This is a genomic window from Desulfomonile tiedjei DSM 6799, from assembly GCF_000266945.1.
In the GTDB taxonomy this organism is placed as follows: domain Bacteria; phylum Desulfobacterota; class Desulfomonilia; order Desulfomonilales; family Desulfomonilaceae; genus Desulfomonile; species Desulfomonile tiedjei.
The window spans coordinates 6,105,818-6,128,513 of sequence record NC_018025.1; the positions used below are offsets into that span (position 1 = coordinate 6,105,818).

11 protein-coding genes are annotated in these 22,696 nt (G+C 48.2%); 5 read left to right on the forward strand and 6 right to left on the reverse strand.

Annotated elements, in window-relative coordinates; translation table 11 throughout:
- The first annotated feature begins 328 nt into the window (after positions 1–328).
- The 5 genes from scmC to DESTI_RS26340 all read left to right on the forward strand — a co-directional run bounded on the left by scmC (position 329) and on the right by DESTI_RS26340 (position 11,942).
- Positions 329–1,264, forward strand: coding sequence for a SynChlorMet cassette protein ScmC (scmC, locus tag DESTI_RS26315; protein ID WP_014812995.1), 936 nt, complete (start codon positions 329–331; stop codon positions 1,262–1,264).
- Positions 1,265–1,756: 492 nt separating this feature from the next.
- Complete coding sequence (locus tag DESTI_RS26320) at positions 1,757–5,707, forward strand: FG-GAP-like repeat-containing protein (RefSeq protein ID WP_014812996.1); 3,951 nt, start codon at positions 1,757–1,759, stop codon at positions 5,705–5,707.
- A gap of 437 nt (positions 5,708–6,144) precedes the next feature.
- Positions 6,145–8,886: an Ig-like domain-containing protein gene (locus tag DESTI_RS29520; protein ID WP_014812998.1), complete on the forward strand. Its 2,742-nt coding sequence runs from the start codon at positions 6,145–6,147 to the stop codon at positions 8,884–8,886.
- A 921-nt stretch (positions 8,887–9,807) separates the two neighbouring features.
- The gene (locus tag DESTI_RS26335; protein WP_014812999.1) at positions 9,808–11,352 is read left to right on the forward strand and encodes a class I adenylate-forming enzyme family protein; all 1,545 of its coding nucleotides are present in this window, start codon (positions 9,808–9,810) and stop codon (positions 11,350–11,352) included.
- Between the two features lie 119 nt (positions 11,353–11,471).
- Complete coding sequence (locus DESTI_RS26340) at positions 11,472–11,942, forward strand: PaaI family thioesterase (RefSeq protein WP_014813000.1); 471 nt, start codon at positions 11,472–11,474, stop codon at positions 11,940–11,942.
- 281 nt (positions 11,943–12,223) lie between these two features.
- On the opposite strand, the gene DESTI_RS26345 is transcribed toward DESTI_RS26340, so the two are convergent.
- From DESTI_RS26345 to DESTI_RS26370, 6 genes are all read right to left on the reverse strand, one after another.
- Positions 12,224–13,531, reverse strand: a complete 1,308-nt coding sequence (locus DESTI_RS26345; protein WP_157212283.1) for a hypothetical protein — start codon at positions 13,529–13,531, stop codon at positions 12,224–12,226.
- 216 nt (positions 13,532–13,747) lie between these two features.
- The gene (locus DESTI_RS26350) at positions 13,748–15,124 is read right to left on the reverse strand and encodes a DUF362 domain-containing protein (protein WP_014813002.1); all 1,377 of its coding nucleotides are present in this window, start codon (positions 15,122–15,124) and stop codon (positions 13,748–13,750) included.
- A gap of 127 nt (positions 15,125–15,251) precedes the next feature.
- Positions 15,252–16,754: an oligosaccharide flippase family protein gene (locus DESTI_RS26355; protein WP_041286514.1), complete on the reverse strand. Its 1,503-nt coding sequence runs from the start codon at positions 16,752–16,754 to the stop codon at positions 15,252–15,254.
- A gap of 273 nt (positions 16,755–17,027) precedes the next feature.
- A complete protein-coding gene (locus tag DESTI_RS26360; RefSeq protein WP_014813004.1) occupies positions 17,028–18,290 on the reverse strand; it encodes a glycosyltransferase family 4 protein in 1,263 nt (420 codons plus the stop codon).
- A 57-nt stretch (positions 18,291–18,347) separates the two neighbouring features.
- Positions 18,348–19,841 carry a sugar transferase gene (locus DESTI_RS26365; RefSeq protein ID WP_014813005.1) on the reverse strand — a complete coding sequence of 498 codons (1,494 nt, stop codon included), beginning with the start codon at positions 19,839–19,841 and terminating at the stop codon, positions 18,348–18,350.
- Positions 19,842–20,204: 363 nt separating this feature from the next.
- Positions 20,205–22,460: a GumC family protein gene (locus DESTI_RS26370; RefSeq protein ID WP_014813006.1), complete on the reverse strand. Its 2,256-nt coding sequence runs from the start codon at positions 22,458–22,460 to the stop codon at positions 20,205–20,207.
- Between the last annotated feature and the right edge of the window lie 236 nt (positions 22,461–22,696).

The window sequence follows — 22,696 nt, forward strand, 5'->3', positions numbered from 1 at the left end:
CAGATGGTGGCACGATTTTCTCATCAACTTCCGGCCTTATTGTAGGGGCGGACCTGCGTGTCCGCCCAGATGATGGTAGACGCATTGGTCTACCCCTACTCGGATGGAGAATCGTAGCACGATTTGTTGTGTATTCGAGAGCGGAATAAACATCAGAATTTTTGATAGACCTTTCCTGAAACATGTTCCCTACAATTTGTTCGTGACGAACAGAGTATTTATTGTATATGGAATATATGCAATAAAATAAAATCCGATTCCAGAATCATGTATCGCATTGTCCTGCAAATGACTGAGTTTTCATAATGAAAGGTTAGCCGATCGTCACATGTCGATATCTTGTTGCAGCAATTCCTATGTCCTGAAGCTGGATGAACGAAACACCTGGAATTTGCGCGCTACCAAGAGCACGGAAGCATGGTTACAGCGTTTCGCAATGACACTCGCACTAGAGCACGGACACAGACGGGAGCAGCCCACAATTACCTTCGTCAGAGGAGGGGGAACAGGACCGCCCTCCACATCCCTTCCCTGGTCACCCGATTCCACTGCACTCGAATCGCTGGAGATGGCAAACTGGAACAGAGTGAGACCCGGCCTGAGTCGATTCTGGTCTCCACCCAGGGGAAACGATCTTGTGTGCGAGCTTCTGAACACAGCTTCCGAAAAACTTGAAGTTCTCATGATGGGAGAAGTCGTGCATCCCGTGTACCTGAAAGCTGCGCAATCCGGCGGACTTCCCATTCATGGAGCCCTCATTGCTCTGGACGGACGAGGGGTTGTCCTTGCAGGAGCAAACGATGCCGGTAAAACCACGTCGTGCTCCCGCCTGCCAGATCGATGGAAGGTCCTCTGTGATGACGAGACTCTGGTCATGAAAGGAGAGGGGAATCAGTACCGTGCTCACCCGTTTCCCACCTGGAGCAACCTCCTGCGATCCGGATTAGGCGCAAGCTGTGATATTTCTCGGAGCGTTCCTTTGTCGGCATTTTTCTTTCTTCAGAAAGCTACTTCTCCGGAAATCGTTTCTCTCGGCCGGGGACATGCTGCAGCGAGGATTAACGAGTCGGCAGACGAAGTATGGACATGGCGGGGGCAATATCTTGAAAGTAAGCAACTGAGGGCATGGCGAACTCAGCTATTCGAAAACGCATGCAGTATGTCGGCGAACATCCCGTCCTATATCCTGAGACTGGACTTGTACGGGAGATTCTGGGAGACAATCGAAAGAATCCTCGAAGATCTTCCGGTACCGGGAACATAAGAAGACAGAACCACCGGAACGCACGGTCTCCATACCCCGATTTCCTCGTAAAAAAGTAAACTCGAAAGCCCACAACGGAAGAACTGAAATTCTGGGCTTTTCGAAAAATATTTCAATGTCGCCATAATTCGAATGGAATTTGTCAGAGAATTTCAGTAGACTATCATGTGGACGTTGGGCTGAAGAGACAAAAAGACGCGAAATGTCTATAACGCGTAAAGTTTGTGGTCACATTGTTTCCTTTTAAAAGCAACCACATAGCGGAAACAGCAAGAAATGTGACATTTTTTGTCAGACTGTACAAAGATTGGACGATTCCCATTGAACAAGAACAGCAACAGGTGGGCTTTTGGCTCTTGTACTGCAATGGCACAGTAGTTGCTTCATTGTCAGTGGGGTAGATTTGGTTAAACTGCACTATGGTAATGGATGCCATATTGCCGTGAGAGGCTACATTTAGGTTGATTTTTCCCTGATTCTGGGAGGTCTTTTATGAGAAGGCTTAGTCGCGGAATGATGAAGGTCTGCGCGCCGGATATAATACTGGAGAGACTTGAAGATCGAATTGTGCTCGATGCTGCTGTTGACCAGCAACTGGAGGATAGTTCGGACAATCTCACGGACACGCAATCCACTGAAGCTTGCTCGATCGACGGCGAAGATTTACTCGCGAATTCGGATTGGCTGCAAATCGGACTCTCTCATGTATTCGAGCAGGACCTCCATGTGCTGTTGGTATCCAATAATTTGGATCAAACAGAAATCGTTTCTGCAGCGGCAGATGATAGTTTGGTTGTGGTGTATGATTCGCAGACAGATAACCTGAACACCCTTACTGCAATGCTTCACAATCTTGTGGCAATCACCGGACAGAAGATTGGCGCTCTTGCATTCGTAGATCACGGTAATGATGGAGTAATCAAGATCGGAGTAGATCAGATAACTTCCCAAAATCTTTTTAAATTTGCCTCTACCTTTTCAGACCTGTCGGAAGATCTGACTCCTGACGCTCAAATCGAATTCTTCGGTTGCTCTATTGCATATGGAACGGAGAGCCGGGATCTTCTTTCTCAGATTGCCTCCTATACGGATGCGGTGGTTTTCGCAAGCACCGACGACACGGGTGGAACCCACGGATGGACTTTGGAATACTCGTCAGATCCGGGGATTGTGCCTGTTACCATGATTGTGATCGACGAGATTTCTCAATCCGATTCAGTGCTCATTTTCCAGGGATATCCGCCTTTGGATGACTTGTCCACCTGTTATCAGTATTTCAGCTCGCTTGACTCGCTAGATCCGCGATCGGTTCAGACTCAGTATTCTTACGCTGAAACGTGGACTTTCACGATTACCACAACGATGGTTGTCTCCATTGGCATGCAAACGGTGCACCCGACCTTGAACCACGGTGATACGGGCTTTGTCGATTGCTGGATTGACTTGTACAGCGGGTCAACTCCTAATACCGCCAACAGAATAACCTACAATGACGATTGGGTAGGTCCCGGCACCACTAATGCTCCATACTGGCATGGAAACGATTCATTACCTATTGACGCCGGATCTTACGGAGTGTTGTTGACTCCGGGTACGTACTGTATTCAGGCTACAAGCTGGAACGACCATGCCAGTCAGCCCCGGTACGATCTGCAGACAGGCGGATATTATCTGCTTTCCAATGTGGAGCTTACGTATTCGGGAGGACACTACATTGCGCCCCCGACATCCGAGCCGATTCCCGATCCTCCTTCAAAGCCGGAGAACTTCACCCCCGCTTTCACGTATGACGTTCATTCATATTTCAGCGATCCCCAAGGCGACACTCTCATGTATCAACTCGGTGGAATAACGTACTCCGGTGGGCTTCAAGTAGGTATCAGCATCAACTCCTCAACCGGGGTGGTGACGTTTACGAGTGTTGCAGGCTACAACGGTTCGGTCGCGGTTCAGGTAAGAGCTTACGATGGAGAGCTGTATTCACCTTATGAAACATTCGTTTTTACGGTGACCAGTCCCTACAATCTACCCACAGCAAATGATGATGCTATAACCGTTGCTACTAATGAATCCATCACGTTCAAAGTGATCGGTTACGATCCTGATTCTCATCCCACCAATCAGGTGCGATTCACGATTCTTTCAGGTTATGATCCCAGGTTCGGCGACATTGAGGCGGTGGACGAAAACGGCGTTGCCACATCACCGCAGTACGATGCGGCTGGTCAATACTATTATCAAGTGTTTACCTATACGCCAGACGCGAATTACTGGGGACCGGATACGTTTCTCTTCACGCTTTCCACTCCGGGAGGAACATGGAGGACATTTGCTACAGGTGCGGCGATAGGGCAAAGTTTGGACAGCCGTAATAGCTACGACCTGGCTCTGGTGGATTTCAATGCAAACGGCACCCTGGATCTCCTTACGGCAAACTCAAACGATGCTTCGGGCCAGCACAACTATTATTATATCAACAACACTGGTAGTTTTGCAGGCGGTGTAAGCATGGAACTGCTGTCCGGACAGGCAGCTACCGATTCTGTGGGTATTGCTACCGGTGACCTTAACGGAGACGGTTTTCTCGATGCAGTGGTCAGAAACGGACGCTCGGGAACCACAACCACGACACAAGCAGATTTGATTTATCTCTGGGATAATGCCGCGCAGGGATTCAGGGTCACTCAACTTCCAAAAACGGTGGCTCAAACCAGGGGCGACATTGCTCTTGGCGACTTCGATGGTGATGGTGACCTCGATATCGTCCGTGTGTTTGGAACCAACACCGCAAATGAAATCTTCTGGAACAATGGCGACGGTACCTTCGGAGCTACACCCTCAACTCTTCCTGCCACTGCGGGTACCAGTTACACCGTTGCAACCGGTGATTTCAACGGTGACGGGTACGTTGATATTTTCGTAGGCAAGTCAGGCAATAACCAGAACCACTATGTCTACTTCAACGACGGGTACGGGAACTTCACAAGCGCAAACGCAAAAGCTCTTCCCAATGACGGCAGAGGTCGTGCGTCCGACTGTGCAGTCGGCGATGTCGATGGTGACGGTCGCCTGGATATTGTCGTGTCCAGAGGAACTACCTCGAATGGCTATGGGAATTATTTCTATCACAATACCGGGAACAATGGCTCCGGGTACACTAACTGGACTGGAATCAACATCGGCGGCACCTACCAGACTCTGGGAATAGACCTGGCCGACTTCGATCGAGACGGCGACCTCGATGTTGTCACGGCCAATTACGATGAAAATATAAGGCTGTACTTATATAACGGCACAGGATTTACAGGTTCGAACATAGGAAACACTACCCCTAACGCTCTGAGCTGCGCGGTAGGTGACGTCGACAACGACGGGGATATTGATGTCGTTATTGGTATGAGCGGCGATCAGAACGAAATCTTTTATAACCGCGGATTTAACAGTGGAACCACGAATCCCTGGCATCAATCGGCACCCGCCGAGGTAACGATTCATGTGGAGATGATAAACAACTGGAGTTTCGAGAATTCGTCACCGTATAGCGGCTGGACTCTGGATGAAACGTACAGTTCTCCGACACCTCCCGGATTCATCCTGCCGGAGTTCGGTACGTTCGCTATTATCGAAAATGAACCCGGAGGAGTGACCGTTAATTTCGGGGATATACTGCACGACTACTATCCGAGAGATAACAACGATCAGGCGCAGTTTTCACTGCAGTTGGACAGTAGCATTCCCGGTGTGCCTGGAGTCACGGTGGAATGGAGTGAAAGCGATCATACAGCTCTCCTTTTGAGCGGTGGCTTACGGGAAGCCTCGTTGATGCAGACGATCGATATTCCACGGGACCAGTATTTGGTCGGTCTCGAACTTCATTGGAACATCTCTTATTGGAACTGCATGCCGTGGGTAGCGGAAGGGGCCAGATTCTCTTCGACTCAGTATGTGAAAATCTCTCTGTATGATGCAAGTAGCGGGTCGACAACACCACTCTGGGGCACCACGAATGGAGTGGACAGTTCCGTGGTGGACTCGATGCAACATTATTCAGTCAAGCTGAATGCATCAGATCCGTTGGTCCAGAAAATTGCCAGTAGTGGTGCACAACTGGTTCTTATGCTTGAAGTCTGCGGTCTGGACTGGTACCTTGACGTAGCAGTTGATGACTTCAAGCTTGTGCCACGGCGTCATGGACCATTTGGTTCCGCTACCCTTGAACCGGACTATACAACGATGGCTCTCGATGAGAGTCAGATTTCGAGTAACGCTGAAACAGGGTTTTATGACGATGTGATAGTAGCTAAGACTCTGTTGGCCTTCGATACTTCTTATGAAGGATTCTATCAACCCGATTCGGAATCCGACATATGGACATCTTCATCAGGCCTGGATGACGAGTTACTTCAGAGTCTACCGAAACGAGCAACAATCGTAATCGCTTGAGACGAAGACACGGTGCTGGCAACTAAAAGGGGTTCTAAGATCTTTCAAAGGGAAATATGAGTAGAGAAAAACCAAAATACCAGATACCCAAGCTGGTTGATTTGCAGGAAGATAGAGTACCTCAGGCCGGGGGTGAATGCAGAAGCGGGGGAAGCGATCAAGGGGTATGTCGAACAGGAGCGAATGCGCGGACAGGCTGTACAAACGGTCACGGTGCTGCACTCGGTTGTGTTCAGGGGAATGGAGCCCGCTACATTTGCGTTTCGGGCGCCGGCGTTAAGTAATTCACTCACGAGGACCCAAGCGGTTAAAATACTCGATAGTCCAAACAAAATATATTCCTTATGCAACATTCTACGTTTATGGATGGAGAAACGAGCGGAAGGATCTTCCGTTTCTCGAGCAAATTGAACCAAAGTAATTATGGGAATTCGAATATGTGTGCTGAAGAAAATGCGAATGTCCGGAACTCTGAGTTATTACTCGAGTTGCTCGAGAATAGAATCGTTCTCGACGGGACTGTTGACGAACACATGGAAGGATCTCACGTAACGGATGCTGTCCAGGCTGATGGCGGTTCCGACGATGCTGGAGGAGTCGTTTCCGTCCTTGAGGCAGTGGATTATTACGACGGTCAATGGCATGAAGTAAATGGCTGGTTGTATCAGCGTCTGAACGGATTTGATTTCTGGTATGCCGGTACGCACTACTACTACGCTATGGAACTTGCCACCGGTTACTGGTTCTGGTACGACGACCTGGATAGTAACAGTTGGGAGCCTTGCTGGGAATGGTATTACGACTACAGTCTCGGCGCATGGGTCTTGAACGGTACGGATGGAAGCAGTTACTACTACAATGAAGATCATTATTTTTACCAGGACCACAACACAGAAGCCTGGGTCTGGTGGGACTCATTTGACGACTTGGCGTGGGAATCGGCATTCACGTGGTTTTATGACTTCGCGGACGAAGCGTGGATCTGGAATGATTGGAATTTAAGTTGTTGGCATTACGATGCGGACCACTATCTTTATCAAGAGCATGATAATGGAACATGGTTCTGGTGGGACAGTATAACCGACAACCAATGGGAACCTTATCAAACCTGGTTTACCGGCAGCATCGGAGCACAGGTATATAACGACTGGGATTCGACGACTTACCACTTCGGGCCCGGTGGCGAGTACTCTTACGTCCAGCAACATGATGAGGCTCTGGTGAATGCGGCGCCTGTGATTGGAATTCCCGGGCCTTTGACAGGAAGTGAGGACACGGAAGTCAGCATCGACGGCATTGCAGTGCTCGATGTCGACGCGGCAGGTAACGACATCCAGGTGACATTGTCTGTCGAACATGGGTCTTTCAGTCTTCACAATTCCACGGGACTCCACTTTAGCGTAGGCGACGGGTCTCACGATACTGTAATGGTCTTCACGGGAAATCAGATTACTGTAAATAATGCCTTGACCCAGGTGCTGTACCAGGGGATCCGCAACTATAACGGTTCGGACGCCCTGGAAATCACAGTAGACGACCAAGGCCACAACGGTTCCGGCGGAGCGCATAGTTCCAGCCAGTCACTCGATATAACGATCGATGCGGTAAACGATGCTCCTCTCACCGGTGACTTCGCTGTGTCCGGCGATCCGGGAACAGATATCGCCATCACGGGATGGATATTTGACGATTCTGCAGATTCGGTCCTGGGAGGATCTTCTGCAAACGATCCGGACCATGTGACCATAGTGGATCTTCCGAACCATGGCGTTCTGTATTTGAATGGAACTCTCATTGCGGCAGGACAGGATGTTTCGTGGGCGGATGCGAATGCTATCGTGTTCGTTTCCGACCCGAACTGGAGCGGGTACACGTCATTCCATTACACAGTGACTGAAACGGACGGCGGAATGACGAGCGATCGGGCGACTGCCAGGATTGCCGTGCATGGAATCGGTCTGGTGGAGGATATCCATGTGGGAGCGGCAAACAGCGATCCTGCTGGATTCACCCAATTCAACGGTGATACATATTTCTCTGCCAATGACGGCATCCATGGACACGAGCTCTGGAAGTTTAACAGCAGCGGCCTGATCACACTGGTGTCAGATGTTAATCCTGGTCAAAATGGCAGTTATCCGGCCGGATTCACCGTTTTCGACAATGCTCTGTATTTTTCAGCGTACAGTAGCACGCATGGCTATGAGCTCTGGAAAATCGAAAGTAACGGAGTGCTTTCCAGGGTGACGGACATTAACATTTCAGGCAGCAGCAATCCTGCAAATTTAACGATCTTCAACGGCAGCCTGTATTTCACCGCTTACAATGGGACTCGCGGAACAGAGCTTTGGAAGCTGGACACCAATGATGTGCTGCAATACTGGGATATACGGTCCGGCAGTGCAAGCAGCAATCCAACGGAATTGACCTTATTCAACGGTGAACTCTATTTTTCCGCAAATGATGGTACTCATGGAGCCGAGGTTTGGAAGCTCGACAGCAGCGGCATTGCTTCCAGGGTCACCGATATAAATCTGTCGGGTGGCAGTTCTTCCAAAGGATTTACCGTGTTTCAAAATGCCCTCTATTTTTCCGCTGATGACGGCATCAATGGTGCAGAGCTTTGGAAAATCGATTCCAGCGGAGCAGCCTCTCTGGTGTGGGACATCTATGCCGGGCCCACCGGCAGTTGGCCTCTATACTTAACAGCATTCAATGACGCTCTCTATTTTTCCGCTTATGACACTACCGCTGCGTACCAGCTTTGGATGATGGACAGCAATGGAGTAGCTTCTCGTGTCCTGTGCGGCAGTTATCCATTGGGATTTACGCTCTTCAATAATGCTCTCTATTTTTCCGCGGATGACGGAGTGACCGGGAGCGAGTTATGGAAAGTGGACAGCACAGGAACAGCCTCATTGGTCGCCGATATCAACCCAACCGGGAGCAGTTCCCCTGAAAAATTTACCGTAGTCGGCGATTCTCTCTATTTTCGTGCGAACGATGGGGTTAATGGTGAGGAGTTGTGGAAAATGGATAGCAGCGGTGCAGTCTCGCTCTTCCGGGACATTAATCCTTCAGGCGACAGTTCTCCTGACAATTTTGCGGTCTTTAATGGTGCGCTCTATTTCTCCGCAAATGACGGTGCGCATGGGAACGAGTTTTGGATCTTGGTCTAACCGACACTACTTGCGGTCATATTTGAGGAACTGAACCGCGGACCAGTCTCTTATTCACCATTACAGTCGATCAAGTAAGAAGTTCCCTTTCCCGTTCCATATAGCGATTGCCAAATTCTGGCGTTTATAGCGGTTATCGAAAGTCTTGACGGAATCCAATGCCTGCAATGGGAAGAATCAGTAGCGCCGGCGTCCCTGCCGGCGAGAATTTATTGATTTGTTTGGTGAATTGGTCGCCGGCACGGAGGCCGGCGCTACCAATTGCTGGGAACTGCTCTTCACAATCCGTGATTACTTTCGAGAATCGGTATATCCCATGCTCCAACACAATGTACTGGTGGGGATTGGCACGTGCCTTCTTTACCCCCCTTCTATAAAGGGGGGGAGGGGGGATTTTTCCCACGCATAACTAAGTGGATACCTGAATGACAATAAAGAACTTGACAGCGGAGGTAAGTAATGGTGACATGAAGAAGGTGAGTAAAGATCACTCACCTTCTTCAATGACTCGTGGGGCCGCACTGACTAGCAGCCATATCGAGCCTTCTCTTGGAGACCGGATCTGCGCAAATCCCCCCAGCCGCCTCTTACGAAAGGGGGGTAAGAGGCAACATCTTAATTCCCCCTTATTAAAACTGGGAAGGGGGATTTTTCGACTAACATCTGCACTGGGTTTCGGTCATTTATTTCGACAATGACTAGAGAAGAAGAATCTCTCTTTCCTGCAACGGATAACAGGATCTTAGAAAAACCCCATGGTTCGGATTTCAATTCGCCAAACGAAGACAGATCCAGAAGAACGCACCCGATTGATGCCGCCCAATAGGGAAATTCCCTGTTCGCGCCAAGAATGGTTCACTGTCCGGAAGACTCTTGGTACCCCGGGAGCTACTCAATACTCAAGACAGATGGAGGTTCAGCATGCATCTTGGAGGACTCGTAGCACGTAACAAGCGCACCGTTCCTGATAAGGAAGCAATCATCTATCAGGACAAGCGGTACACGTGGGCCGAAGTGGACGACCGAGTCAACACGATTGCCAACGCTCTCATCAAAGGAGGCATCAAGCAGGGCGATAAAATAGCCATGTGGATGTTCAATTCGGACCTGTTCGTCATTGCCTTTTATGGCATCGTGAAGGCCGGCGCTGTTGCCGTGCCGGTCAACTTCCGTCTGGCTCCGCCTGAAGCCGAGTACATTTTCGATAACTGTGATGCAGTCGGTCTGATTTGCGATGACATTTTCGAGCCCGCGGTAAAGGAGATGAAGAGCCGGCTGGACAAGATAAAGCGGTTCTTTTCGGCAGGAGCCGGAAAATTCGATGGATTCGACTCCATAGAAGAAATAATGGCTTCCGGTGATTCATCAGACCCCGGTATAGAAGTGGACGAATACGCCGAGAGCGAAATCATCTACACTTCGGGAACTACCGGACGCCCCAAGGGTGCGGTCCTGTTACATCATAATCAGATAGTCTTGACCACCACGGTTTGTTCGCTCTATGCACTCAATCCGGACGATCGCATTTTGCATGTTGCCCCGCTGTTCCACTCTGCCGAACTCAACCTGTATCTCAATCCCGGTACTTATATGGGAGTCACCCACGTTATCATGAGGGACTTCATTCCGAACCAGATTTTAGCAACGATTCAAAAAGAGAAGATTACGCAATTCTTCGGTGCTCCGGTAATGTACCTGGCGCTAATGCAGGTTCCAAATTTTGACGAATACGATCTCTCCTCAGTACGCTTTTTCGGATACGGTGCTGCGCCAATGGCTGCGGAATCCGTAAAGCAGGCGATCAACAAATTTAAGACCACCAACTTTTTCTGTCTGTGCGGTTTAACCGAAGGAGGGCCCGGAGGGATCGCTCTTTATCCCAAAGACCAAATCCGCAAGGCTGGCGCAGGGGGGAAGTATATCGTCAACATGGAAACCAAGCTCGTTGACGAAAAAGGCAATAAGATTACCGAACCCGGTGTGGTGGGCGAACTGGTGATCAAAGGCGAAACCACCATGAGAGAATACTACAAGAATCCTCAGGCCACGGCTGAAACTATTCGGGACGGTTGGGTTCATTCGGGAGACCTGGGCATGATGGACGACGAAGGCTATATCACTCTGGTCGACCGTAAGAAAGACATGATAATTACCGGTGGGGAAAACGTGTATTCCAAAGAAGTGGAAGACGCTCTCTTCGAGCATCCGAAGATCAGCATGGCCGTCGTTATTGGAGTACCTCATGCGGTTTGGGGTGAGACCGTTATGGCTGTGGTAACACTGGCTCCCGACCAGGAGCTTACGCTCGCGGAATTGCGGGAATTTCTCAAGACACGTCTGGCGGATTACAAGATTCCACGGTTGATGGAGATTGTTCAGGCATTACCGGTCAATGTCTCAGGTAAGGTAATGAAATACCAGCTCAGGGAACAGTTCAAGGATAGAGCGTCCACCATGCAGAATTAGACCGGCGAGCGCTAAAAGTTTTTTGGAGGGGTCGGGGAAACACTTCTTACAAGAAGGGTTTCCCAGATTTTATCTCTTTGAATGCAAATCAGTATCAGTCGTTGCCGCTGGAGGAAAACATGCATTTCACACCGGAAACCGTGAAAGAGTTAGTGGAAAAGAAAATAGCCTTTGTGGAACGCATGGGGCTTAAAGTCATTGAATTAACGCCAGGATACGTGAAGCTCATAGCGCCGCTCCAGGGAAACGAAAATCACGTCGGCAGCATGTACGCCGGCGCACTTTTTACCCTTGCGGAAATACCTGGTGGTGCACTGATTTTGACCACTTTCGATCCCACAAAGTGTTTCCCCGTGATAAAAGAACTGACCATCAAATTTCTGCGTCCGGCAGTCTCCGATATAACCACAGAGATATCCCTTTCTCGTGAGGAAGTGGACCGTATTACGGGAGAAGTCTCCGAGAAAGGTAAGGCAGACTTTATTCTCCATGGAGAATTGAAGGATCAAACCGGGACTGTAGTTGCCGTGAGTCAGGGATTGTACCAGATACGTTTGACGGACAAAGCATGGGCTCACATCGACGGGTGATCGGTCGCCGTCGTCTCTGTCTGCCCGAACTGGTCGATTTGTTATGAAAAATGTGCCGGCACGGAGGCACGGCACCCACCGATTTTCGTGAAGCGCTTTTCGCAATCGGACAAAATTCTGACGTCTATCTCACGCTCCAATACAAGATCTTAGTGGGGATCGGCGTCCCTATCGGTCTATTCTGGCGATATCATTGATCATATTGAAGATGTGCCGGCACCGACGTCAATACTCCTATCCTCGAATCGAACGTTATTTCTGGCAATTCCCATAGAGAAGGATCACGTTCTTTCGGCAGTAATCCTGAGTAGTTCACGTTGTGGCTGATTTCTTACATTGGGACCGTGGGCCGAAATCACTCTTGGGGTGGGGTACTCTCGCTCGATAAGGACAATGATCAAGCATATGAACACCAGAAGCAGTATGGAGCTCCGGTTCATTGTCAAAACAGGTCCGCCAAAACCTGCTGCAACGATCATCAACCATAACAGGAGCATTACCAGGCCGTATTTGCTGTTTTTCACGATTCCTTGAATGCCGCTTCGGCCGATTATTCCCAGGATGAATATATACCAGGCCAGGGCTACAATTCCTCCTTGTGTGAAGAACTCGAGGTACGCGTTGTCCAGTACATCGGAGGTTCCCAATCCTATCCCGCAGACTGGGTCACTTCTCAATATTCGCTCGACTTGCGTCAGAATCCACCCTTCCTTTCCGAATCGTCCCGCAGTGTATACACCTATAGGATCGCTCGCCAGATAACCGGGATCGGTCATGAGTTCCAAGAAGGAGATACCGATCCACTGATCCGCAAATTCTATCGCAATAATCGCAACACCCGACAATCCGAGAAAGACTTTGAACAGTGTTCCGAAATGCAATTTCTTGCAGAAAAGAAAGTAGAGAATTCCTGCCGGTATGCCCCCGAACAGAAATACTTTGGAAGCAGAGAGAATTCCTCCGATAATTAAAAACGGAAGTAAGAGCCACTGCCAGCTAGAGCGATATTGGTTGACATAGTAAGTCCAACTCACCAGGGCAACCGAATATGCTAACCCATTTTCAACGGGCTGATCGAATATTCCACAATATCTTCCTTGTATGACTGCATTTTCCCATACAGTCCGTTCATCCATAGAGCGAAGAAAAAAATGGGCCACCGGCCACATGTCCCAGAACATCTGACATGCAGCAATCACGGTATTAAGACTCAAGAGAATACACATCGTAAGAGATACTTTTTGCAGTGCATCGGATAGTACTCTCTCTTGTTTCTCTGCCGTAATGAAGGCCATAATCCCTATGATAGCCATGGGTTGAGTAAAATTATCCAGACTGGCAAGCACCAAATTCCATGAAAGTTTTGGGTGCCCTCCGAAAAACGTTGAGACTAATGTCCATATAGCAACAGCAAAGAAAGAGAGGGTAAGCCACAGAAGCGCATGGTTAAATCTCATTGTGAAGAAGAAAGGCATATCCATAATGAAGAAAGCAATGCACAGACCATAAATAACAGCATGGTCGAGCCTCAATCCCAAACCGGGAAGCAAATATGGACCGAATGCCGATGCAACAAGACAGCAGCTCACAATACCGAGCCTGTGTGTATTGAAACAATGTGGAACACCGTGATTCCTATCGACCATCATAGTGAGCACACTTTCAACCAGGGAAATGCCCTGTTCGACTTCTCGTTCCCAGGGTCAATGCGTTCCTTACAAATAGTGTGTTTCAACGACCGCCTCCCTCAACCACAGGAAGAGAGCAGCCGATTATAATCAATAGACACTTCATCACTGCAACAGTCACTTCCGATGATCTCCTCTCAAACGAGACCATCCAAAATGAGGTTCGAACCCGCCTGGTACGGCTGGCGTTACATTTCTCAGATGGATTCTGCCTGATGAATCGTGCCGAAAGTCGTCTATTTCGATCTCTTCCAAATTCTGTGAGAAGATAGGCCATCGATGACAAGCAAAGGCTTCCCTGACCAAGGGGATCATAGAGGGTTCAAACCCCATCAGTCTTGACACTGTCGCGTCAACTTCTGCCGGATTACTCCCTGCTACAAGCACTTTGGATTTGACAGGATGCGGGCGAGTGGGACCATGGCCCTCACCACCTACGATCCCGTCTACAATGCAAAGAAAGTGCTTGCGGTTCCCCGCCTCTCTCCAGGTACCATCCAGGTTTCCGTAAAGAAGTGCTCGATTCAAATCCAATGCCATGCGCCAGCACGTGTCATTACCGTACCAATTACCATTTCGCACGACACGTTCGCTGTCTCCCAGGAACTTCTTGCCAAGCGACCGCGTGACTTCCAGAATTCGTGTTCCAAGTCCAGGCATCAGAAGCGCCATCTGGTGCATACTCCGTTTGAGAACACTCTCCATATGGTAAGAGAATCGTGCTTCCGGAAATTCGTCTCCACCTTCTCCCGGGTAGCCTTCTGCATGATGGGGCAACCAATTCTTGTCACCGTTGATACCCACCAGATTCTTCAAAGAGCACGTCAGGCCTGTCTTCTTGTGCGTTTTGAGCTTGGGAAGATTGATAAACAGATCGGAATTGAGGGGCGTCGATGCTATCAGATACTCGTGCTTGGTTCCACAGTGATGGTCGTTGACTTCCTTACGGTCATAATCCGCCCCATAATAGTGTCCCTCTCCAGGATGCTGAAAAAATAGGCTATCAACCCCCAGGTTCAACTGTGTGTAACCCAATGGATCGGGAACATTTGCCAATCTGTCGACAATTACTCCGTTGCGAATCACGAAAATCTCGCGGCGGAGATCCAGCACACTCAGCGACAACCGCGGGTAACGTTGTCGTAACCTGTCGAGTCTAACCCCAAGATCTCCTCGGTCGATTATCTTTGCAAACCGGGCATTACTATGAGGGGCGTCACAGATGATAATGGAACCAGTGCCCCCCATGTTTGCAGCCAATTCGTCAACGACAATTTCTACAATAATGGGGTGAGTAATGACCGATTCCCACTCGTTTGCATTCTTGTCGTGAGACTCTTGAATCCAGTTGGGTTTTACTACGACCATCTTGGATGTACAAGACAGTGAGTTCCAACCCATTGCTTCCCACTGCAGGCGTAATACTTCTCTGATAAAAGAGGCAATCTTTTCCGTTTCCTCGTAGGACTCTATGTGACCAATCCTTGGAATCATGGCAATTCACATATTCTTACTATTGGGGATCGGAATCTACGTTCAAAGCAATTTCTCGAAAAACAAGGTGTACACTATAGATTAACATGAAATCCGTGCTGCTTATTGGTCGAGCTTTCAAAGGCAACTATTTCACCGTCATCCATCTCAACCCTGTGAGCAGACCCGCTCTAATCCGCCACGGGGCCCAGGCAAACTTCCTTCCCAGCCATTCTGCATCTTCGCGATTTATGACTCTCAAGAATCTCAGACAGATGGCGTACATTCCGACTCCAGTGCCGACTGCTAAAGGAATAGCCGCAGGGAAGGGGAGGAGTGTCAAAACAGCCCGTGCTGACAAGGCGCAGAAGGCGGCTGCAAACAAGGTCTTCACAATGAACATATACGGTACCTTATGCTTTAGCCCAAACGCTATATACAAAGTCTGAAAAGCAATTATTCCCGTCTGAACGCCTGCGCGAACCCACACTGCTCCCCACGCGCCATGGGACGGAATAACAAAAAAACAGGCGCCTATAGCTATTAAGCCACCAAGTCCTTCTACGAATGCAACGAAACGCGAATAGCCTATCCCATACACAAGGGCAGACCCAACTCCACCGAACGTGAGACATGAAAGCCCTATCAGCACCACTGCCATAGGCACTGCAGGCCTAAACTGCTCGCCGTACAAGAAGGGAAGCAGAACCGGAACAATTGCTGCTCCCCCCAGACCGAGTGGAAAAGCCAGCAATGTCATGATGCGTGTTCCGGCTGCGTACGTATGTTCGATAGTGCTTCTATCCTCAGCTCCCAGGAGATTGGCGAAATGAGGCAAGAATGCACCCCGTAGTAGCAGAGGAGCATAAATTGCCATACTCGAAAGGGTGAGACCGGCGCTGAACAAGCCGACTTCGTAGCTGTTCCAATATTTTTCTATAAAGAAGATTTCGACCCGTCCCCAAACCACAGCGGAAACGATATGACCGATCCATGCATTGCTCGTATATGTCCAGAATTCCTGTTTCAGCATGGGGCTTGGGGTGCGTGTAACTCGATTCGGTTTTAAAACGCCCAGGATCAACAACAGTAATGGGAGACTGCCGAGCGCATAGCCTACAACCGCTCCGGTTACCCCGAAAAAGAATACTCCGAAATATTGTACTATGATCAAGAGAATCGCAGAAACGAGATTGACCAAAGCCAGTGAATGAAAGTCTAACCTCCCGGTATATTCGGCAGTTTTCATGCTGGCGAAGAAAGTCGATACGAATGCAAGCACTATTGAAGAGGTCAATACCATGTCTAAATAGTGTGTTTCTTTTTCGTACCACCATAGAAACAGCATCAACAGAGTGCACCCGAACAGACACGCAATAACAGATCGTTTGTAGATCCATTTCATCAAACCATTAATTTCACTTGTGCGACCTCCTCCCTGCAATTCGGCTACATAGCGTGTCATTCCATTTGAAAGACCGAAATTCGTCAGTACGTAGAGGCTTTCACAGACGCACGTCAAGAAAGCGAACTGCCCTATTCCGATCGGCCCTAGTATTCGCGCGATCATGATGTTGCTCGCGAAACGCCCAAGAATGCCGATCACACTTGCAAATGCCGACCAAACGCTTTTTGCTGCTAACGACTCCATCGATGTGATTCACCGGCTTCGATTGTTATAGTCAGTGCCAAAAATTCTGTCGTTTATCCCGCATGTGAATTACAGGATATTGGTAGGGAACCGGCGTCTCTGCCGGTCCATTCTAGCGATATCATTGATCATATTGAAGATGTGCCGGCACGGAGGCACGGCACTCACCAATATTCCTAATCTTCAATCGGATACACTAATTTTGGCACTTACTATAATTTCTTCCAACGAATTCCTTCCTGCATCATCAGATGATACAACCCATAAGGAATTTCACTTTTCACATTCTGCATCAGCATGTTTCTGTTGAGATCTCTTTTCAAGCAGCAATTCCATGCATTTTAATGCATCTCTTGCTTTTACTTCTCTGGAATACTTTTCTTTTGCGACTTCTCGACCTCTCCTCCCCATCTGAGTCAACCTGTCTTTCTGAGCACTCAAACCGATTACTTCTGCGGCTAATTTTTCGGCATTGCCTGAAGGAATGCATACTCCAGCTCCTGCGTCTTCAACGAGACAAGCGCTTTCACCTTCAACCGCATGAATAATAGGCACTTCCATTGCCATTGCTTCGAAAATTTTCGATGGAATTACGGTTCGAAATATGGGATCGGGCCTCAAGTGAACGAGAAATGCATCCAGACAACTCAGATAAGAGGGCATCTGCTCACGCGGAATGAAGTCTCGAATTATTACATTTTTGAGACCATTCGCATTCGTAAGCTCTTGAATTCGAGCTCGTTCAGCGCCTTCGCCCATAATAAGAAATTTCAGATGCTCGTGGTCCTTGCATAACGATGCCGCGTGTACAATGGTTTCTATCCCGTGTGCCATGCCTACCGTCCCGATATATCCGGCCAAAAAGTCTTTTCCATTCACGCCCAAAGCAGCTCGAGCATCCAATTTTACATTTGTCGGATGAAAAAAATCAGTGTCCACTGCATTTTCCACGACTGTAATTTTTTCAGCAGGTATTCCTCGGCTGACGAGGTTTTCTTTGAAAGAATGTGTCAGGCTGATAACATGATCCGAATTCCGGTAAAGAAAGAGCTCGATTTTTTCGGTAAACGAGACGATTCCGCCGTTCAAGGCGCCCACGGCTTTTATCGAATCGGGCCAGAGGTCTCTCAGTTCAAAAATCCATGGACGATCCAACAACCTCGAGATTACGCATCCTGCCATAGGCACAAACAGAGGAGGAGAAGTTGCCAGAATGAGATCGAATCCGGGAAAACGAAAGGACTGCAGAATGGCGGAAACCATGAAGCTGGCGTAGTCGAGCACTCGTCTAACGAGTTTTTCATTCGGGGCCATGTAGGAAAACAATCTTATTACTCGAATCCCTTCAATGATTTCCTCTTGATACAAGGCGTTTCTGTACCCAGGAAACAGCTCCCCTCTCGGAAAATTCGGAGCGCACGTTACTACCGTGACTTCATTTCCCAGTTCAATCCATTTCCTGGAATGTTCCAGTATCCGAAAAGAAGGGGCCGTAATTTCCGGATAAAATCTATCTGTAATGATAAGTATGTGCATGATTGGAACCCTAACAATTTCGCTTTCAACCCAAGTCAGTTGAATCTCATTATCATTTCACCTGGCGCCACGCATAACTGTGCCAAGGGTTCTTATGATAATTGCAAGGTCCAATATAAAATTACCATTCTTTATATAGTATAAATCGTAACAGAGCTTTTCTGCAGCATCTTTTTCGCTGGATCCATACCGGTACATAATCTGCGCCCATCCTGTAATTCCGGGCTTTACTAGGTGTCGTACATCGTAATATGGAATACTTGACGAGAGGAGAGATACGAATTCAGGACGTTCGGGACGCGGTCCGACAAACGACATGTCGCCTTTTAAGACATTGATAAACTGAGGGGTTTCGTCAAGTCGGGTTTTTCGTAAGATTCTCCCGATTTGAGTCACCCGGCTATCGTTCTTGGATGCCCACACCGGTTTTCCCTGCGATTCAGCGCCATCCACCATAGATCTAAACTTAATGAGAGAAAATGTCTTGCCATCCAGGCCAACACGGGTCTGATAATAGAAAATCGGTCCCGGGCCGCTTATTTTTACAAGAATCCCGATTAACACCCACAGAGGCAGGCAGAGGACCAAACCTACGCTCGCCAGGAGCACGTCCGAGGCGCGTTTGAATGCTCGGCCTAGCGGTCTCAGTAAATAGAGATCGGCAGACATGAGCCAATTCAGGTCCATTTTTTGCAAAGGGGCCTTCTGAAAAGTGCTCTCGAAATACCAGAAGAATCCTGCAACCTGTTTCCCTTCCTTGAGATACTCCAAAGCCCTGAGAAGTACTTCGCGGTCGCATGCGTCATCCACAATAATGAGATCGAACCCGCCTTTTTCGTCCAATGCCTTGGAGTCCGGGTCCGAGCGGGAAGATTGATCCAGAATGGCGCAGAAGTGACCTGGAGCAACTGCAGCTATCTTCGACAAAGATCCTCCGATCTTCTGAACTTCATCCTGAACCAGACTGGCAGTAGCAGTGGTTCCTACTACCAGAATATTTTTCTGATTTCTTGACCCAAAAAACGATAATAGTGCTCTCACGCCGAATGCTGTCGGAATGAGCGAAACTGTACTAATAAAAACGATCCATCTACCTACACTACGATAGTAGATAACATAATTTGCAAGTAAAAATATTGCCCAAGCCATCACTACCGCTGCAATTACAGCAAGAAGAGGCTGCCATAGCATACGTAAATGCCTTCGGTCGTATGCTCCTGCAGCTAGCCCGCACAGAGAAAAAACGGCACTGAAGGCCGGCATTGCGACCTCTGCGCTTACATGTTGGTCGGTCAAATCGAAAAAAGAATACGAAGGGGACAGTGAATACCCTAAAATCACTGAGGCTGCAGCTAATAAGACATCCGAAACCAGCAAAATCTTAATTTGCAGTGAAGGGGTGGCAGATAGTTGTTGTACGATCTTGATTAATTCAGACGCAATCGCTCTGGGTGTCCACCTTCTATTTGCAGGATTTTGGGCCGTACCGATGCAACTTTCAGCCGCTCGTGGACAGTTATGTATATTATCAATTCTTGAGTTGATGCTCATGGATTAATTCTCCCCTCTACAATTCTGTACACGCTAATCGCCTCAGAGCATATAATTCATCTATTTAAACAGTTTGAGGCATGAATTTCTAAGTTAAATTGTTTCAGTAATTAATTAAGTGACGAATAATACGAACAGTAGCTTGCGGTGTCCCCCCTTTCGATGAAGATAGATTATCCTAGCAACCCCTGTACGTTGTGTCAAGCCTACAATTTGGCTACGTTTGTGACCATTTTTTGTTACTTGTACGAGATCTCTACCTACTTACAAGTATTGCAGAACCCTTCTTATACCGATTCGCTTTTCTTTTCACGATCTGGGAGGCTGGAGATATCCTTCGCACGCGAATTGGTACAAGGCCTATCAACAAAGAGATCGTCCATTCCTGAACACAGATGCCGTATCCGCTGCGTTGAAAACAGTACCGATGAGATTTGCCCCACCATTCATCCCAGTAAGTGACGTAACCGCCCTTTGAACAACGAGAGGCGACGAATAACCATTCTTAACGACCAGTATTATTCCATCTGCCACATGTGTGAGGATTTTCGCATCCGATAATCCGGTTAAAGGCGGTGCATCGATTATGATGTGATGGAAATGCTCTTTAAATACGGGGATGACTTCCTCGAGGCGGCCTGACTGCAGCAATCTGGAAGGGTGCTCGGGCAAGGGCCCTGAATCAATGTAATATAATCCTGGAATTTCCGATAATTGCATTGCTCGTGCAGGATTGATATCCGGCCGGGCCAGAATGGTCGATAGTCCGTACTCGCGCTTGTCCGGCTGGGAGAAAATCTTATGGAATCTCGGACGCCGGAGATCGCCTTCGATCAGGAGGACCGGAGTTTTGTCGGAACTGAATGCGCTCGCCAGTAAAACCGAGATGAACGTCTTTCCCTCGCCGGAAATTGCGCTTGTCACCAATAATGTGCCGTGGGAATTGTCCGGATGAGACAAAAGCAGGTTGATTTTTACGGATTCTATTGCTTCAGCTATATCGGACGTGGGCAGTTCATTCACGAGTAGTTCGACCGGTTTCCTGTTTCGGGAGTTCACTTTTCGTGCCCGACGAACATTCGGGATTTGTCCTAAATTGGGGATGTCCAGATTCTCCACGTCATCGACAGATTTGATTGTATTATCCATCGACTCTGCCAGGAATGCTCCGACGAGAGCCCCAAAAACACCGATCAGGCAACCGAGAAGCAGGTTCAGAGCTTTCCGTGGTCTGATCGGTGTGATTGTCGCGGATGGGGGGTCTACCGTCACGACATTATTGCCGATGATTTGCGTATTTAGCTGTACCTCCTTGGATTTCTTGAGGAGCAGTTTGTAGATCTCCTGGGTGGTATCTGCGTCCTTTTTCAGAACAGCATATTGCACACCGAGCGAATTCGATCTGAGCGCTTCCCTTTTAGCCTCTTCAAAAGCTTGTTCATTCATCAATTCTTTTTGTTTGGCGCTTTGGACAGTACTGGATATGATCTGTTTTTGGGTAGAAGCGATTCGATCTTTCAGGACCGCTATTTGGTTTTTTAGCAAGACGAGCTTTGGATAATCATCCGAGTACACTTCGGAAAATTCGGCATATGTAGCTTCCATAGTGGCGAGCTTGGTACTAAGAGTTTCCAATTCCGGTATCTTAAACTCATGAGGAAGAGCCAACATTCCCTGCCCGGAAAGTCTATGAAGCGATTCAAGCAGTATACGATTCTCCTTTGATTTCAGAAGATTATCTGATGTGTTGGCGAAAATTGCGAGTTTATGATTGACATTGGCATTGGGATAATTCATTTCTAACGAGACCATATCGTGAGTCGTGGTGAAATCGACCACTGCATCCAAAGCCGCCAGGGCCCTGCTTTCGGCATTCTTGATCTCATCGACGAGCCAGCGGCTGGCTTCTGCATTCATTCGTCGTCTTTTAGAAAGGTTTTCATCAAAGTAGAGTTCCAGGTATTTCTCAAGCATTCTCTTGGACAATTCCGGCGATTCCGATTCGATCGCTATCACCATCGTCCTGCTTTTTCCCTCTCGTGACACCTGAATGCTATCCATAACTTTCTTTATGATTCGATCTCTTACTTCCGATTGTGACTCCAAAACATAATCATTGTCGCCCGAGAAAGCTCTGGGAATTGCTGCAAGCAGTTGAAAGCTTCTTTTAATGAATGAAACTCTACTGAATTCGGGTATTGTGTTAAGTTGCAGTTCATCTGTTAAACGTTCAGCCAAAACTTTGCTTTTTATAATTACGATTTCAGTAGCAATATCTTCATTCTCGACACCGTTATGCAGTGTGGGGGATATAGAAGTTAGTATATTTGACAGAGAAACTCCCCCGTCTTTTTCAAGCTCTACTATGGCCTGTGCACGATAGACTGGTGTTGTAGCCAGAGTAAGGAGAATCGTCAGAAATACAGTGCCGAAAAAAATACCCAGAATAATCTTTTTTCGCCGGCGGATGATTGCTCCATAATAGGGAAGAGTGGCGCCACTCTTGGCATTATATGCGGATGCAACTGTATAGACACGGGCTGAACCGTGGCCCATCTCTCTATCAGGAACGCTAATGTGAATATTATCATCGGTAAAGTCTTCGGGTTTTTTAATCAATTGCTTCCCCCTGCCGGTCTCAAACAACAATTATGTTCAGTCTATATTGTGCGGCCACAGGAGTCAAGCCATGAAATTGCAGTGAGGATAAAAAAATGTTCGTTCGTCGGAGCTTACTTTATAGATTCCACAGTATATGCAGACAACCTTTTGCGGCATGGCAGAGAGGTCTCCTTTATGGGGCAGTCACTCAAGCCCAGTTAAACCGACAAAGGAGAACGGTCAGGCAAGCCGTT